A 17,657-nucleotide genomic window follows, 5' to 3' on the forward strand; every position below is an offset into this window, starting at 1 on the left:
ACCGAAAAAACATGTGCGTCAGTTTCTACAACTTACATCCAACTTACGCTACCGGTCTCGACGTCATAGTTCGCGCCAACAATCTTAATTTTACCCTCTTCTTCCAATTTACGGAGCGTTGAACTCTGTCTGCGAATGTCACGGATCGCATGTTTAATGTTCTGTTGATTTAGCTTTTCAAGCAGCACACTATTTTTAGAAGAACGTTCTTCCCCCTGCTCGATCACTTCATTGATGATCGGATCAAAATGATTAATCAAATGATTTAGGTTGTCCATTCCCATGCCCTCGATCTGCGCAGCATCCAATCCTCCTTTTAATGCCCCACATTTGGTATGCCCCAAAACGACAACAAGCTTAGAACCAGCCACATTGCAACCAAACTCCATCGAACCCAAAATATCCTGATTGACAAAATTTCCGGCAATCCGGATGCTGAAGATATCACCCAATCCCTGATCAAATATAAGCTCCGCTGAGGTGCGGCTATCGATGCAGCTGAGCACTACCGCAAATGGCCACTGCCCTTCACGCGTAGCGTTCACCTGTTCGAGTAGATCGCGGTTAGCTTTCAGGTTATTAACAAAACGCTGGTTTCCTTCTTTCAAAAAGTCCAGTGCCTTCTGTGGTGTAATTGTTGATTGTGTTTCGTACGTATGTGCCTTCATAAAATTATATTATTTGGAATATTAAAGGTAAAATTAATACGTTACATTTATATTACCAACAAGACAAAATACGTGTAATAGCTTACATAGCCCCAGTGACTTCGTTGTTTGTGTAATAATCCATCCAAGCTTTAATTCTTCCGACAAACATTTTAAGATAATTTTCTGTCAAAAATATGTTGGACCAATCAAATCTCTGTGCCTGTACTCCAAGATAAAAAACAAAAATAGCAGCGCCTGCTTTTGGTATTAACCTGAGCTCTTTTTCAGATAAAGGTCTATTACTTTGGTATCCACGCAGGAAACTTTGGATTTTTAATTCATACTGCTCTTTATCTGATTCTATGAAAAACAGCTGTTTGCAGAAATATCCAACGTCTAAAATTTGCCATCCATTTCCACAAAAGTCAAAGTCAAAAATGGTAATCTCATTCTCGTCTGTAACGGCCATATTATCATACCAGATATCCATATGTATAATTCCGGTTTTTGTATTATCAAAATCTGAATTTTGAAAATTTCTGCCAAACTCCTTGATGAATTCCATTTCTGGCAACTTGTCTGAAAAGAACTGTTTTAAATACGCATAAGGTAATTCTATAAGAGACTTCTTATTGTAAGTCACACGGTTAATATTCTTGTTTTCGGTATGGTTGTGGATATTTGCCATTAGAGAACCTATCCGAAAGCACGTTTCGATGTCCATAAATCGAATTTTCTCCCCTTGAGCAAAGGAAAAAAGTACAACGTATCTGATTCCTTCAGGCGCATTTATTTCTTGAATGAACCCTCCGTCTTTATCTTCAATTGGAAAAGAAACACTTAAATTATTATTCTTCAATGATTTCAAAAGTTCAAGCTCTTCAATAATTTCGGATTGTGACCGCCAATTATGACTATAAACGCGCAAAACGTATTTCGTTTCGGTGTTGGAAAGAAAATACGTGTGATTCATTCCTGTTCTGAATAAGGAACATTGGTATTTGTCGTCTAGGCCATATCTATTTATCACAAAATCGCCTAATTGTTTGGCAGAAAGAGTAGAAGCTATAACAGGAAATGTTGTCATTTTTTTCGTTAAATTTATGATTTCGTTGATGAAGGTTGTTTTTTCGAGTACATACGAGCCCCCAGTCATTTCCCTTTTTTCAATTCTTTTAGGCTCTTTTTAATTTATTATTTCTGGAATTATTAACCGAATTAAGGCTTTAAGCGAATCCTGTATTCCCTACAACTTTTGTCTGTGGCCCACTTCGTTTCTTGAAAGTTCCTATTGGTTTTGTAGATACTCAAAGACAAAAAAAGCTTGCAATATAAATTGCAAGCTTTTTTAAGTTTTAATCTTTCGATCTGTAGCCCGTAGGGGAATCGAACCCCTGTTTCAAGAATGAAAATCTTGCGTCCTAACCCCTAGACGAACGGGCCGTTTTCTGTTTCGGTGTGCAAATATAGAAATATTTATAAATCTGTCAAAATTTTTATCTTTTTTTTATTCATTTTTTTTGAAATAGATCATAAAACCCTCTAAAATAGCTATATTTAAAGTCATTGAAAAAGTAACCAACATGACTAATTTAAAAAAAATCAAAAAACCGCTACTCTATGCCGGACTAGGCTTGGCTTTGTTAAGCCAGGAAGCCTATGCTCAGAAATCGAGTGCAATCGCAGATCAACTGCAACTCACCTGGAAGGTCAAAGACGGAGAGAATATCCGTAAAAATCCGGTATCCACCCTAATTTTAAAAAACAAGGGAAAAAGTGCTGTTCAACTCAACGACTGGAGCCTTTGGTTTAATTTTATCCGATCTATCGACCCCGATAAGGTCGACAAACGTTTTGCGATAGACCACCGAAACGGAGATCTCTTTCAGGTTAGCTTTAAGAAAAATAACTTTTCATTAAATGCGCAAGATACGGTCCACATCGATTTTATCACAACCGGACTGGTCAATTATACGGATGGGCCAATTGGTCTATACCTAAAAAATAATAAGACAGGGCTTGCAACAAATATTTCGGATTATTCTGCTGTTAAAATCGCTCCCCAGTCGGACGCTGAAAAAACAGATTACTTTGCTTATAAATACGACCAAAATAAGCTTGTGGAGGGGACAGCAGCACAACATGTCATCCCTTTACCAAGTAATATCAGCATCAATACTAACGAGAAATTCAATCTATCGACAGGTACAAAACTTTTTGTCGATAAGGATTTTGCGAGCGAATCGGACTTTCTGACAAACTTTTTTTCAGCATATTCAGGTATTAAGCTAACGGCTTCATCTAGCCCTCAGGGTGGCATCGAGATTGTCAAAGCAAATAACTTAAAGCCAGAATCCTATCACTTGACGATTGGTGCAAAAGGTATACGAATAGAAGCTTCCGATAAAGCCGGTGCATTTTATGCCATACAATCTTTAAAATCGTTGATCAATCACAATCAATGGAATAAAGCCACAAAATCAATCGCTTTGCCATACGGTAACATTGAAGATAGTCCACGTTATGGCTACCGTGGATTTATGCTGGATGCTGCCCGTAATTTCCATAGCAAAGCCGAGGTTTTAAGAATATTGGATCTCATGGCTTCTTACAAGTTGAACAAATTCCATTTCCACTTCATTGACGACGAAGGTTGGCGATTGGAAATTCCTTCGCTACCTGAATTAACGGCTATCGGAGCCAATCGTTCGGCTAATTTTGAGGATGGAAAAGCGATACAGTCTGCTTATGGTTCTGGAGCGACCACCAAATCGCATCAATTCTACAGTGTTGCTGACTATATTGAAATTTTAAAATATGCACAGGCAAGACATATCGATGTCATACCCGAAGTAGAAACTCCTGGTCATGCGCGTGCAGCGATTAAAGCAATGCGGGCGCGTTTTGCGCATTATTCAAAACTTGGCGATAAACAGAAGGCAGAGGAATTCTTGCTGGACGATGCTGAGGACAAGTCCGTTTACAACTCTGCACAAAACTGGAATGACAATGTCATGAACCCTGCCCTACCTTCAACCTATCACTTCCTGAGCAAGGTGATCGATGAAATCAAAGCAATACATGATCAAGCTGGAGTTCCGTTGAAAATTATCGATTTGGGAGGTGACGAGACGCCAAGTGGCGTTTGGGAGAAATCGCCCAAGGTATTGGCCTTTATGAAGGAGAATAATATCGCCAATGTACTCGATGTATGGCCACTGTATATTGCCAAAATTAATACCCTTGTTCAAGAAAAAGGATTGACGATGTCGGGATGGGAAGAAATGGGTATGCGCAATAAAGGAAAAGGCATGGTTGTAAATGCCGATCTGGGAAAATCCGGCATCCATTTGAATGTATGGAACAATCTCCCTGGCCAAGGACAGGAAGACCTCGCTTATCGATTGGCAAATGCTGGTTATAAAGTTGTTTACACGAGTGCGGCAAACAACTACCTCGATATGTCTTGGGACCGTGACTTTGCAGATCCAGGACACAGCTGGGTAGGCACGGTTAATCTGAATAGAACCTATTCGTTCTCTCCTGAAAATTTCTTCATCAATCTACGCAAGGATGATACTGGAAAAGATCTTAAACCAGAGGCTTACACCAATAAAGAACAGCTTACAGCCGAAGGGAAGAAAAATCTCCTTGGTATTAAAGGTGCTTTATGGGCAGAAAAGGTATCCACTGACCAACGTCTTGAGGAAATGATATTCCCACGTTTGATAGCGATTGCTGATCGCGCGTGGGCGCCCGAACAAACCTGGGAAAAAGGAAATTCTTTTGACGAGACCACTTATCGCAAATCGTATACCGCCTTTATCAAAAAATTAGGTGAGGATGAATTGAGAAAACTGGATAGGGTAAATGGGGGCTATACCTATCGACTTCCAAAAATTGGAATCAAGAAAGAGGGCAGCCAACTCCTTATCAACACCGATTATCCCGGTTTCAAAGTCTATTATAGCGATAATGGAAGTACGCCAACATTGAAATCAAAACTGGTTAACGGCCCGATACCTTTCCAGGTTGGAAAAAAATACTTATTTAAAGTATTTGATGCCAAAGGACGGTCAGGTGATGTAATCAGCTATTAATTCATCGGGATTCATCATGGTGAACGCTATTGGTGTCGATAACGCAAAAAAAAGCTGCCTAAAATAACATCAGTCGATCCAGCGTCCACTAGATGAAAGGATACTTAAGCTGATAAAAGAAAATAGCATAAAAATAGGGCTGTCCAACTTCTTTGGACAGCCCTTCTGTTTATATAGACTTATATCTTTAAAACTTATAACTCAATGCAACCGCAGCATTTCTTGGATCAATCTGATTAATAAAACCACCGCGGAAGTATGAATTCAATCCGATCTCATTGGTGATATTATTTACGAAGACTTTCGCATCAAATTTGCGCCATTTGTATCCCACCTGCGCATTTAATGTGGTATATGCTGGCATATTGAAAGGTTCTGTACCATAATATTCGCCGTGCCCATTTGGGGTTAAGCTATATTCATTGACAGGTCGGTCTCCAACATAATAAACTCCGGCACTTAAGCTCAGGTTCCGAAGAGCTCCTTGATTAAATACATATTGTATCCATGCATTTGCCGTATGTTTTGGCGCATTCATCGGTGCCGATCCATCCATATAAGATGGTGAATTTTTATAACGTGCGTCTAAATACGCATAGCCCAACATCACTGTCAAATTTTCCAATACACGACCGTTCAACTCTGCCTCAATACCATCGCGCACCAAATCCCCGGCCTTAAAGTATAATCCTGTGGCGACATTCGTGCCTGGTGTATACTCCGCATTCGTCAAGTTTGAGGTATAAATATGGAAATAGGTTAAATTGAAACGTAAACGATTATTCAGCCAATCGGATTTAATTCCACCCTCAAATTGTTCGGTTTTAGAAGCACCTGCCGCTGTACCATCTGTTAAAGAATTTGCCGCATTTCTTAAATTCGTTGAGTTTGTATAAGATCCAAATACGTTGAAATTCTCAAATGGCGTAACAATCACTCCCGCCATTGGATTCCAAGCCGACTCCCTTTTATTACCGTTTGATGTAAAATCTTTTGTTGTGATTTCGGAATAACGTAAACCTAATACAGCCTTAATGTATTTGTTAAATTCAATAACGTCTTGCCCCATAAATCCTATAGAAGAATAATAACTCCGTACAGGAGTTCCTGCTGTATAGACAATTTGCTTTCCTTTCCGCTGGTTACCCAACGAATCGACGTATACCACTTCCGAAAGATCATTCACCCAATCACCATGGATATCAATAATATCAATTACATTGCTATTTTGATCGGCTTTTTTCAAAAGAACATTTTTCTCCAGTGGACTTAATTTTCCGGCAAAAGAAGTTGTTGTCGCATCAGCAATACGATAGTCCACCCCTGCCTGAACCAAATGTTTTACTTTACCCGTATAAAGGTCTTTTCCGATCAAGTCAAACTGGAAAGTTTTATTTTTGTCATCGCGCAGGCTCTTACTCATTGAGCGCGAGAAGGTATTATATTGTTTTGCATCATCTTTAATCAATGAGGAAGATGATGATTGGTTATCAACCTGATAAGATGACGTTGCAATAGAGGCTCGGATGCTCCAACGATCAGTCAGTTCATGATTGATCTGCGCCATAAAGCTCTTCATCTCTGTATTATTATTATCGGAATTGAAGCCCAAAAACTTATTGTTCGGGATAACATATAGCGCATTCACCCCCTGTGAAGGATTTAAATTGACAGCGGAATTAACCGGCGTGCGATTATCATTAAAATAATCACCCTCCAAAGTAATTGTTGTCTTATCCGTTGGTTTCCAAGCTAACGATGGATTTAAATAAACACGGTTAGAGGATACACTTTTACGGTAGCTATCACTGCGTTCATAAGCGCCATCCATTCGAAAAGCAACAGTCTGTTTCTTATCCAGTACCGTTTGGAAATCAAAGGTTGGGCGGAATTGTCCCCAACTTCCTGCACGAACACCCACCTCACCGGAATTCGTGAAATTAGGGGTTTTAGTGACCACATTAATTACACCACCGGCATTACCAATATCGGTAATAACACCCTGTGTAACGGCAGCAGACCCTTTAATCATTTGAATAGACTCCACACCTTGCATATCAACAACTCCAGATGCAGTCTGAAATTGGGAGTCCATCCGCACGCCATTCTTCAATACAGGTACCCCTCTGAACCCACGGGTTGACAAAGATTCTTTAACACCCCCATAAGAACCAAACAAGGTTACACCGGGAATATTTCTTACAGCATCCGTCAAAGTAAGAATACCCTGATCTTGAATTACCTTATTGGAAATGACAGAAATACTCTGAATTTGATCCGAAGGTTTTAATGGCATACGTGTAATCATCTCCAAGCCTTTTGGCTTTTTGTTACGTTCACCAAACACTTCTACCTCATCAATGGCCTGCTCATTGCTCACTAGCGTAATGGGATCAATAATCACTTCAGGGCTTTTCGTGCTAAAAACATAATCGATAACGGTTGTTTGGTAGCCCATGTAGGTGAATTTAATCACCGTATTTTGGTCGATGCCATGCAGTCTAAAATGACCTCTATGGTCGGTACGTACTTTTTTATCTCCGATTGAAACGGTTACTGAACTTAAGGGATTATTTTGTGTATCGACGACTTTACCTTTGACGATTCCCGAGGTTTGACCATATACTGCACCTCCGATTAAAAATGTAGAAGCAAGAGCTAGTAAGTGTTTGTCCATGTTAATAATTTTGGGTAATTATTTTTAATTATTCTAAATAACAACGCAAAGGTATAAAAAATAAGCTATTTAGAATGATTAAAAACAAAAAAGTCCTGAACCAACTCAGGCTCAGGACTTTTTTATTTATTTAGACAATTAGTTTAGTCAAATTTCCATCTTACGAACGCTTCGATAGCTTCATAGTTTGCCAAACCTAATTGGTCATATAAAGCTGCTGTTTCGCTTGTACGATCTTCAGCACGCACCCAGAATTCACGTGGATCATCTCCAGGGAATACAGGCAAATCTTTTTGAGACTGGTGTTTGAAGATGGCTAAACGTTTGCGATAAACTTCTTGTGGCGATAAAGGAACGGCCATTTGGATCTCGTGGATAGGATATTCATGCCATGCTCCACGGTATAACCATAACCAACAATCTTTGGTCCACTCATCCGTTTTACTCAATCTGTTTAATGCTTCAAACAGAATGTCGAAACATACTTTATGTGTACCGTGTGGATCTGCAAAGTCACCCGCAGCAAATACCTGATGTGGTTTTACGTGGCGCAACAATTCCATTGTTTGTTGAATATCATCTTCAAAAGATACATTTTTTGAAAACTTCTGTCTATCATAGAAAGGTAGATCCTGGAAATGGATATTCTCATCTGGCAAACCAACCAAACGGGCTCCTGCGATCGCCTCACCCTTACGGATTAATGCTTTGATTTTACGGACAAGTTCAGTATCGATCTGATTTGGTTTTTTTGTTGCAAAAATTGCTCTTTCTTCATCATAAATGCGGCCGATCTGAGAAGCTTCTGCCTCTGCCCCAATTTGTTTTGCAAGATCTTCAGCAAACTCCAGATAACGTACCACATCATCATCCCAAACTGCTGTATTACCACAAGTTTGGTAAGCAACATGGACATTGTGTCCTTGATCTGCCAGGCGAATAAATGTACCGCCCATCGAGATGACATCATCATCCGGATGTGGAGAAAATACAATTACATTTTTCTTCGCTGGGTTAGCACGCTCAGGACGTTGAGAATCGTCAACATTGGGTTTACCTCCTGGCCATCCCGTGATCGTATGTTGAAGTTCGTTAAATATACGGATGTTAATATTATATGCTGGACCGGTCTCTGTAACCAACTTGGCCATCCCGTGCGCATTATAATCCTCGTCGGTAAGTTTCAGGATTGGTTTTTTGATCTCTAAAGCCAACCAAACGACTGCTTTTTTAATTAACGAAGGTGTCCAGGTAACATCTTCTGCCAACCAAGGAAGATCAAAACGTGTCAATAATGAAGCTGCCGCTTCATCAAGGATAAATTCAACGTTGTCCGATAACTGAAGATAAGTTGCAGGTATCTCTGCGGAGATTTCACCTTCAACTGCTTTTTTAATGATCTCGGCCTTTGTCTCGGTCCAAGCCATTAAAATAATTTCTCTCGCTTTGAAAATTGTACCTACGCCCATGGTAATCGCTTTTGTTGGTACATTCTCTTTTCCACCAAAAGCACGGGAAGCATCGCGACGAGTCAAATCGTCCAACGTTACGACACGTGTACCTGAGTTAGGTGCAGAACCTGGCTCATTGAAACCGATATGGCCGGTACGGCCAATACCTAATAATTGAATATCTAAACCTCCTGCTGCTGTAATCTTCTGTTCGTAAGCCTCACAGAATGCATTTACTTGGTCAGGAGCTAAGGTACCATCTGGAATATTTACATTAGCCGCATCAATATCTACGTGATCGAACAGGTTTTTGTTCATAAAGGTCACATAACTCTGATCGGCATCAGGTTGCATAGGGTAGTATTCGTCAAGATTGAAGGTAATCACGTTCTTAAAGCTTAAACCTTCTTCTTTATGCAAACGAATTAATTCTTGATAGACTTTTACCGGAGTGGCACCGGTAGCAAGGCCCAGAACAGCTTTCTCACCTTTCTCTTGCTTTGCACGAATAATTTCAGCAATACGATTTGCAACGTTTTTCGAAGCTGAATTTTGATCTGGATAGACGCTCACAGGGACTTTTTCGAAGCGTGTTTCTTCCAATAAATTTAATCTAGCCATTTTATGGGTATGTTGATAAACGTGAATTACAAATTTATAAAATTAGTACCTCAAGTTGAAGTAAAATTTTAATAAAGTGGTTCTTTCTTAGCGATATTTTAAATAAAACCTTTTAGCTATTCTTTTACCTCAATAATACAGCTATACCTTATTCAGAATCTCGACAGCTTTTAATAGCGTTTCATCCTTTTTAGCAAAACAAACCCGCAAAACTTGTTGATTTGTAGCTTCTTTATAGAACGCTGAAAGTGGGATGGTTGCAATTTTGTGCTCCCTGGTTAACGAGCAAGCAAATTCAAATTCCTTCTCCTGACTGATAGCACTGTACTCGATATTAAGGAAATAAGTTCCCTCGCAGGGAAGAATCTTAAACCGGGATCCCTTTAATCCGTCTTTCAATAGGTTTCTTTTTCGCTCAAAAAATTCCGATAGACCTTTGACATAGCTTATATCCTCCAAATATTCCGCGATAGCGAATTGCATGGGTGTATTTACGCTAAATACATTGAATTGATGCACTTTTCTAAATTCCTGCGTTAATTGTGGCGGAGCAATGCAATAACCTATCTTCCAACCCGTGGTATGCAATAGCTTTCCAAAGGAAGCAACAACAAAACTTCGCTCGCGTAAGGAGGGTATTTCCAATACCGATTGGGGCGAGACACCATCGAAAACGATATGCTCGTACACTTCATCACTCAATAAGAGTGCGTTGGTACCTGCCAACAAGTCCCCAAGTTTAATTAACTCTTCTTTACCCAGCACTTTGCCTGTTGGATTATTCGGATTATTAATGATGATTAAACGAGTTCTGGAATTAATTAACGTAGCGACGTAACCCCAGTCAATCTGAAAATCAGGTGCCATTAATCGCACGGGAACAACTTTACCGCCAAACAATTCGATAGTCGGCGCATAACAATCGTATGCCGGTTCAAAAATAATAACCTCATCTTGCGGTCTAACGACTGCGGCAATAGCTGTAAAAATTGCTTGGGTACCACCTGATGTCACAGTAAGCTCCGCCGTTGCATCGACCGCCACGTTATAAACTTCCCGGTATTTTTTGGAGATCGTATCACGTAATGTCTGTGCTCCGATCATTGGCGCGTATTGGTTATGTCCCGCTTCCATTGCCTTAGAAACCAATTCCACCAACTTCGGATCGGTCTCAAAGTCAGGAAAACCTTGCGACAGATTTAAAGCGTGCTGCTCATTCGCAAGCATCGTCATTTTGGTAAAGATCGTCGTACCGACATGTGGAAGTTTAGAAGTTAGGTTAAAGTTCATTTTTTGACATTTTATTAATCTACTAAATTAGTGGATTTTCCTATATTTGTAAATATATATAAGAATAATAACATGATAAAATACATCACACTACTTTTTTTAATTCTGCCATTCATTGGTTCGGCACAAAAAAAGGAACTTACCAAAGAGGAGTATATTGCCCGCGTTAAGGCTGCTCCGGATTCTATTTCGACATTAGTTGACTTGCGTAGAGTTGGCGGATATGACCCGGTTTATCCCGAGCTTCAAGCGCTTTATAATACGTTGAGTAAAAATGTCAAGAATTCAAGTGAAGGGAAAGAGTTCCAAGACTATTTAAATACCTTGGAAACGGTTCAAATTGGAAAAACAGCGCCAGCGTTTACGCAAAATGACACCACTGGAAACCCTGTAAAGCTTTCGGACTTTAAAGGAAAATATGTGCTTCTTGATTTTTGGGCATCTTGGTGCCCCGATTGCCGTGTCGAAAGCCCGGATCTTGTCAAAACATACCAACAATTTAAAGGTGAAAACTTCGAAATATTGGGTATATCCTTTGATAAGGATCGCAATTCTTGGATTAAAGCCATCCATGCAGATAAATTGCACTGGCGTCATGTTTCGGATCTTAAACGTTGGCAAAATGATGTCGGAACCTTATACGGGGTAAAATCTATCCCGCAGAATGTCCTGATCGATCCCAATGGGAAAATTGTCGCGAAGAACTTACATGGTGATGCTTTACGTGCAAAATTGAAAGAAGTATTGAAAAAGTAAACGATAGGCAATACATAAAAAGACCATGCTTTAAGAAAGCATGGTCTTTTTATTTGTATACTCCTCTTTTAATCCGCTAGCCAAACAAGGCACTGAAGATGTCCTCCAATTTGGCAACCGGACGGATGGCAATATTATATTTTTTAGCGTCCAATCCTTTGGTGTTGAATTTAGAGATAAAGATACCATCAAAGCCCAGCTTCTCAGCCTCCTGTATCCGTTGTTCTATACGGTTTACAGCTCTGATCTCGCCAGATAAACCAATCTCACCTGCGAAAGTCAGATTGGAGCGAATCGCGATATCCTGTTGTGAAGAAATAATTGCAACAACGACAGCCAAATCGATCGCAGGATCTTCAACACGCAACCCACCGGCAATATTCAAAAATACATCCTGTGCGCTTAACCTAAAACCAAAGCGTTTCTCTAAAACAGCCAACAGCATATTTAATCGCTTCGTGTCGTAACCTGTGGAAGAGCGCTGTGCATTTCCAAATGCCGTATTACTCACCAGCGCCTGCACTTCAATCATCATAGGACGCATTCCTTCGAGCATCGCCGCAATGGAAACCCCACTTACAGGTTCATCGCGTTGGGAAATCATAATCTCCGAAGGATTTGACACTTCCCGCAGTCCCGACCCCTGCATTTCATAAATCCCGAGTTCTGAAGCCGATCCAAAGCGATTTTTGACGGCCCGTAAAATTCGGTAGACATGGTGGCGATCACCTTCGAATTGAAGCACCGTATCCACCATATGTTCTAAAACCTTGGGACCTGCAATAGACCCATCCTTGGTAATATGCCCTACAATAAAAACTGGTGTACTCGTTTCCTTTGCAAACCGAAGCAACTCTGCGGTACATTCGCGTACCTGAGAAACCGATCCTGGCGCCGATTCAATTTGTGAGGAATGTAAAGTCTGTATAGAATCTATGACTATGACATTGGGCTGTACCGTCTCGATCTGCTTGAAAATATTTTGAGTAGATGTCTCGGTAAGAATATAACAATTTGCTTTGGATGATTGTGACAATCGTTCTGCCCGCATCTTAATTTGCTGTTCGCTTTCTTCCCCAGAAATATAAAGGGTCTTCACTTGTGGAATCGATAAAGCGAGCTGTAACATCAACGTCGACTTCCCAATACCCGGTTCGCCTCCGATAAGGACCAATGACCCTGGAACAATACCGCCGCCAAGAACCCGGTTAAACTCCTGATCAGGAGTCAATATCCGTAATTCATCCTGATAGACAATTTCGTGGATGATCGCAGCTTTATTCGCTCTCTTTGTGCTTCCTCCTGTGGTAGAACTACGCCATTCAGGAACTTTTGAACTCGCCTTTTCAACGACTTCCTCAACAAAACTATTCCATTGCTTGCAAGAAGGGCATTGCCCCATCCATTTGGGAGACTCGTAGCCACAGTTTTGACAGAAGTATGCAGATTTTGATTTTGCCATACTACGAAATTACAAATTTATAGCTGTTAAAAGTGCAATATCATCGTCGTACGTATTATATGTTCCCCAAGACATTACGCAAGGACTGGTTAGCCCTTCGCTAATAATGCTTCGATAAGGGTTAAATTCATACGCTGTATTATTACGGTATATACTACATCACTGCTTTAACAATACCTCAACAATACTGCATGTATACTTGAACCCCACTGAAAAGCCTTAAAAAAGCCGACGTGTTTATCCTTCATTTTCTTTTAAGATCCGCAAGAAATTTTGTCCCATAATCTTCGCAACATCCGTCTTTGTATATCCTCTTTCCAACAGCGCTTTGGTCAGTAACGGAAATTTAGAAACATCTTCTAGACCTTGGGGTGAGGATTCTATGCCATCGAAATCCGAGCCTACAGCAACATGGTCTATACCCACTTTTTTGACCAAGTAGTCAATATGATCCAATAATTTCGACAGTGGAGCATCGGCTTGCTGTTGAAGTTCCTTTGGCAACTTTTCATACATGGCCCAGGTACTCAATTTTGTATCTCCGGTATCGCCAAATTTACTTGCATACAAACCCTTAAGCCTTGTTTCATAGGCAGGATCCAAAAAACCTGAATAAAAATTCACACCAACAACGCCGCCATTTTTTTTCAGCGCCTCTAATTGTTCATCTTTCAGATTACGGAAATGTGGACATAATCCATAGGCGTTGCTATGCGAAACCAAGATCGGTTTGGTCGTTATCGACAGCACGTCATAGAAAGTCTGCTCTCCTCCATGAGACAGATCAATCATCATCCCCAATTCGTTCATTTTGCGGATAATTGCTCGCCCTTGCGCTGTCAACCCCTTATCTTTGGAACGCATATCTCCCGATTCCATCGCGGCACAGCTTGCCCAAGGCAAATTGTAGTTCCAGGTCAAAGTGAGGTATTTGGCGCCGCGCTCATGAAGCCGGACCAGATGGTCAACACTTCCTTCAATCATATTTCCACCTTCCACACCGATCAACGCAACTATTTTACCTGTTTTTAAGATCGCATCGATGTCACCTGAAGATTTTGCCAAACTTATTTTATCGGCATTTGCTGCAATCATCTTTTCTAATGCATCGATCTGGTCATTGGCATGCTTAAATGCTCCGGATTTCCACTTCGCGTCATCGGACCACACAGCAAAGACCTGCACATCTACACCGCCTTCCCGCAGTCGAGGCAAATCTGTCGCTCCCGTACTTATTCGCTGGCCGATATCTTTTCCCTGGAAAATGGACTCATAAATCACATCATTGTGTCCGTCGACGACCACCAAATCTTGGTGTATCTGTTTATAGCCTTGACTATATCCAACATTGCTGAGTGTTGTCATTGCTAGTCCAAGTAATAAGAGGCTTTTTATCATTTTTGAATTTCATTGATCGTTTCATAAATAGCGTCCTGAATCCGACTTCTGATATTCAGATCCAAAAGTCTGGTACTCACCTGAGGATGTACACGATTGGATAAAAAGATATAAATCAACTGATTTTGCGGATCGATCCAAATACATGTTCCTGTATAGCCCGTATGTCCGAATACAGTGCTATTCGCTAACTTAGATGGATATTCATTTTTCGGATTCGGATCCCAGCGGTCAAAACCTAATCCCCGCCGACTGCTTGCCGATTGCCTAGAGGTAAATAAATCGATTGTTTCTGTTTTAAAGTAACGTTCACCTCCATACTCGCCTCTATTCAATAGCAACTGACCATAGATTGCCAAATCATTTGCAGTAGCAAATAATCCAGCATGGCCAGCAATACCGCCGGCCATTGCCGCACCCTGATCGTGTACATAGCCTTCTAACAATGTTTTTCGAAAGGAGGTATCCTGCTCGGTAGGAACGATTTCATCCTTTGCAAAACGCTCGCGGGGAAGGTAGCCCGCACGGGTCATCCCCAATGGTCTATAAAAGTTTTCCTGCACATAATCTTGCATAGGCTCAGCAGTCTGATGTTCTGCAACTTCTTTCATCACATACATGCTGATATCACTATACACATAATTTCCCGTTGGTTTTACCGGTGATTTTAGCATCTCTGGCCACATGATATCGCGGTAATAATTGTTGAGGATATAGCTGTTATCGGCCATTTTCACCTGATGATTATCGTCGGCGGCCGACACAACATCGCCCCCCTTCAGATATTTATAAAAGGGAATAAAAGGTGTAAACCCCGCTTCATGTAACATGACGGAACGAAGCTTGATATCCCTTTTATTGGTATACTTTGCCTGCCACAGGTAGTGTCCCATGGTACTATCCAAATTAATAATATTCCGCTCGGTAAGACGCATAATGACAGGAGTAGTTCCGGCAATCTTACTGACAGATGCGAGATCAAAAATATCAGTTGTTCTCGTGGAAATAGCTTTCGCATACGTGTGAAATCCGTAAGATTTCTCCAAGAGCACTTGTCCGTCTTTCACAATCATGACTACAGCTCCTGGAGTTGCCTGCTTATCGATGGCTTCTTGTGCAATGGCATCAATTTTCTTCGTCAATTTAGCCAGGTTCAGATTAGAACTTGAGGCAGCGCCATATTGTATTCTTGTCTGTGTGGTTTTGACGTTACCGGCGGTAATAGAAATCCCACCAAAGATAGACATTGCCATCTGCTGCTGTCCAATTTCTGAAAAAGGAGCAAGCAATTCGATCAAATCAGATTGTGGATGCTCAGATAGGCTCTTTTTGTTTTTGTCATTTTCAAAAAAATGGCAAAGGATAACTTTTTTATTGTTTAATACAGCCTGCTTCAACTGTGTTAGACAATCGGCATCTAAATCATCTTCCTTTCCCGCCACAATAATGGTATTATAATATTTGATGTCCTCATCAAATTTATTAAAATCGAAAACTTTGGTGTTTGCATAACGAGCCAGTTGGTCCGTAAACATCCTATATTTTGCCGCGTTAGGAACAACAACTGCGATACGAAGTTGATCCAGATTTTTTAAAGGCAGCAACTGATCAAGGTTATTAAACAGTATCGTTTCGTTTTTAATTGTAGACTTATATTGAGCAAACAGGGGGCTAATACAGAACAAACCTGCAAATAATGCCCCAAAAAATCGTTTTTTCATTCTGCTTTTATCGTTTTTTAGGTTCTATCAAATAAAAATACGAATTATATAACGAAGGAATAGGTTAGTACGAAAAAAAATCAATTTTGTTACTTATACCTATTGCGCATTTCTAAATTGATGTATTATTATTTGCCATCCTCTTCAGGCTAAACGCAGCGACGTTCCTGAAACCTGAATTGGCATTGCCCCCAATTGCATCATGAAGGTTTTTTCTGTAAGTTTGACTAATGCCAGAATTGATTCAAGATAAAACGATATTTTCCTTGCTGGAAGTCAGCCGCAGTATCCAAAAGACACTTGCAGAGCGGTATAAGAGTTTGTACTGGATCAAAGCTGAAATGAACAAGCTCAATCATTATACGCATTCTGGCCACTGTTATCCTGAACTGGTAGAAAAACAGGATGGAAAAATTGTCGCTGAAATTCGGTCGATCCTATGGAAAGCTGATTACAATCGTATCAACAACAATTTTCTTAAAGTCGCGCAAGAACCTTTACGAGAAGGGATCACGATGTTATTTCAGGCAAGTATTTCCTATGACCCTATGTATGGGTTAAGCTTGCGCATTGTTGATATTGATCCGACTTTTACCTTAGGTGAACTTGAAAAGGAGAAGTTAGACAGTATTCGAAAGTTGAAAGCAGAGGGCATATATGAGTCTAATAAATTACTGGAGTTTCCTGTGGTTCCCAAAAGATTGGCAATTATTTCAGTAGAAACAAGTAAGGGGCTTTCTGATTTTTACAAGATTATTAATCAAAACCCTTGGGGTTACCACATCGAATCCACGCTCTTCCCTGCATTGTTACAAGGAGACAAGTCAGTACCTTCTATTATAAATCAACTTGCCATTATTGCTGAAAAAATAGACAGGTACGATGTGGTCGCCATCATCCGTGGTGGAGGCGGTGAGGTTGGTCTTTCCAGTTATAACAACTACTTGCTAGCTCGTGCTATCGCTATATTTCCCATCCCCGTATTGACGGGTATTGGGCATTCGACGAATTATACAGTTAGCGAAATGGTAGCCTATAAAAACGCGATTACGCCCAGTGAGCTGGCCGATTTTCTGATTCAGAAGTTTCATAATTTTGCTATTCCAGTCGATCGGGCTGCAGAGCGTATACAGCAGCTCATTCTTACCCGATTTAAAGAAGAGCACAATATCTTATCTCAACTGGCAACGCATATACAATGGATCGGAAAGAGAGAAATTCAGACCTCGAGGGCGGCCATCCAGCAATTTCAACATGATCTTAACGCCTTGTTAAAATTGCGCTTTTATGAGCACAAAACGGCACTGGCTCATACCGAACGAATTATTCAGCTATCTGATCCAATTAGACTATTGAAACAAGGTTTTTCAATTACTAAGGTTAACGGAAAACTACTGCAGTCGGTGACACAAGTATCTCCCGGCGATGTAATACAGACGATACTCGAATATGGAGAGCTTACCAGTACTGTGACAGATAAATCTCCGAAGGAAGACCTAGATGAGAACAATACTTAATTTGGCATCGCCAT

11 protein-coding genes and 1 tRNA gene are annotated in these 17,657 nt (G+C 40.5%); 3 read left to right on the forward strand and 9 right to left on the reverse strand.

Going from position 1 to position 17,657, the window contains the following annotated elements; all coding sequences use genetic code 11:
• Window positions 1-32: 32 nt before the first annotated feature.
• The 3 genes from B3P16_RS23450 to B3P16_RS23460 form a co-directional block, all read right to left on the reverse strand.
• Complete coding sequence (locus tag B3P16_RS23450; protein ID WP_286844759.1) at window positions 33-668, reverse strand: carbonic anhydrase family protein; 636 nt, start codon at window positions 666-668, stop codon at window positions 33-35.
• An 82-nt stretch (window positions 669-750) separates the two neighbouring features.
• The gene (locus B3P16_RS23455) at window positions 751-1,737 is read right to left on the reverse strand and encodes a phosphotransferase (RefSeq protein ID WP_286844761.1); all 987 of its coding nucleotides are present in this window, start codon (window positions 1,735-1,737) and stop codon (window positions 751-753) included.
• A 284-nt stretch (window positions 1,738-2,021) separates the two neighbouring features.
• A tRNA-Glu gene (locus B3P16_RS23460) sits at window positions 2,022-2,093 on the reverse strand.
• Between the two features lie 140 nt (window positions 2,094-2,233).
• On the opposite strand from B3P16_RS23460, the gene B3P16_RS23465 reads away from it, so the two are divergent.
• Complete coding sequence (locus B3P16_RS23465; protein WP_286844762.1) at window positions 2,234-4,750, forward strand: family 20 glycosylhydrolase; 2,517 nt, start codon at window positions 2,234-2,236, stop codon at window positions 4,748-4,750.
• A 187-nt stretch (window positions 4,751-4,937) separates the two neighbouring features.
• Here B3P16_RS23465 and B3P16_RS23470 read toward each other — a convergent pair whose 3' ends face one another.
• The 3 genes from B3P16_RS23470 to B3P16_RS23480 form a co-directional block, all read right to left on the reverse strand.
• Entirely contained in the window at window positions 4,938-7,427 is a 2,490-nt protein-coding gene (locus B3P16_RS23470; protein ID WP_286844763.1) for a TonB-dependent receptor, read from the reverse strand.
• Window positions 7,428-7,570: 143 nt separating this feature from the next.
• Window positions 7,571-9,499 carry a glucosamine-6-phosphate deaminase gene (gene nagB, locus B3P16_RS23475; RefSeq protein ID WP_046672626.1) on the reverse strand — a complete coding sequence of 643 codons (1,929 nt, stop codon included), beginning with the start codon at window positions 9,497-9,499 and terminating at the stop codon, window positions 7,571-7,573.
• Window positions 9,500-9,640: 141 nt separating this feature from the next.
• Window positions 9,641-10,789, reverse strand: a complete 1,149-nt coding sequence (locus B3P16_RS23480) for a methionine aminotransferase (RefSeq protein ID WP_286844764.1) — start codon at window positions 10,787-10,789, stop codon at window positions 9,641-9,643.
• Window positions 10,790-10,861: 72 nt separating this feature from the next.
• Here B3P16_RS23480 and B3P16_RS23485 point away from each other — a divergent pair, with 72 nt between their 5' ends.
• On the forward strand, window positions 10,862-11,545 hold the full coding sequence (locus B3P16_RS23485; protein WP_115045986.1) for a peroxiredoxin family protein: 684 nt from the start codon (window positions 10,862-10,864) through the stop codon (window positions 11,543-11,545).
• A gap of 76 nt (window positions 11,546-11,621) precedes the next feature.
• Here B3P16_RS23485 and radA read toward each other — a convergent pair whose 3' ends face one another.
• From radA to B3P16_RS23500, 3 genes are all read right to left on the reverse strand, one after another.
• Window positions 11,622-13,007: a DNA repair protein RadA gene (gene radA / locus B3P16_RS23490; RefSeq protein ID WP_070562381.1), complete on the reverse strand. Its 1,386-nt coding sequence runs from the start codon at window positions 13,005-13,007 to the stop codon at window positions 11,622-11,624.
• A 237-nt stretch (window positions 13,008-13,244) separates the two neighbouring features.
• Window positions 13,245-14,405, reverse strand: a complete 1,161-nt coding sequence (locus B3P16_RS23495; RefSeq protein ID WP_286844765.1) for a dipeptidase — start codon at window positions 14,403-14,405, stop codon at window positions 13,245-13,247.
• On the reverse strand, window positions 14,402-16,126 hold the full coding sequence (locus B3P16_RS23500; RefSeq protein WP_286844768.1) for a serine hydrolase domain-containing protein: 1,725 nt from the start codon (window positions 16,124-16,126) through the stop codon (window positions 14,402-14,404). Before B3P16_RS23500 ends, B3P16_RS23495 begins: the two co-directional genes overlap by 4 nt.
• 230 nt (window positions 16,127-16,356) lie before the next feature.
• On the opposite strand from B3P16_RS23500, the gene xseA reads away from it, so the two are divergent.
• Window positions 16,357-17,643 carry an exodeoxyribonuclease VII large subunit gene (gene xseA, locus B3P16_RS23505; RefSeq protein ID WP_286844770.1) on the forward strand — a complete coding sequence of 429 codons (1,287 nt, stop codon included), beginning with the start codon at window positions 16,357-16,359 and terminating at the stop codon, window positions 17,641-17,643.
• Window positions 17,644-17,657 lie beyond the last annotated feature (14 nt).

Source organism: Sphingobacterium sp. UBA7631 (assembly GCF_002483935.1).
In the GTDB taxonomy this organism is placed as follows: domain Bacteria; phylum Bacteroidota; class Bacteroidia; order Sphingobacteriales; family Sphingobacteriaceae; genus Sphingobacterium; species Sphingobacterium multivorum.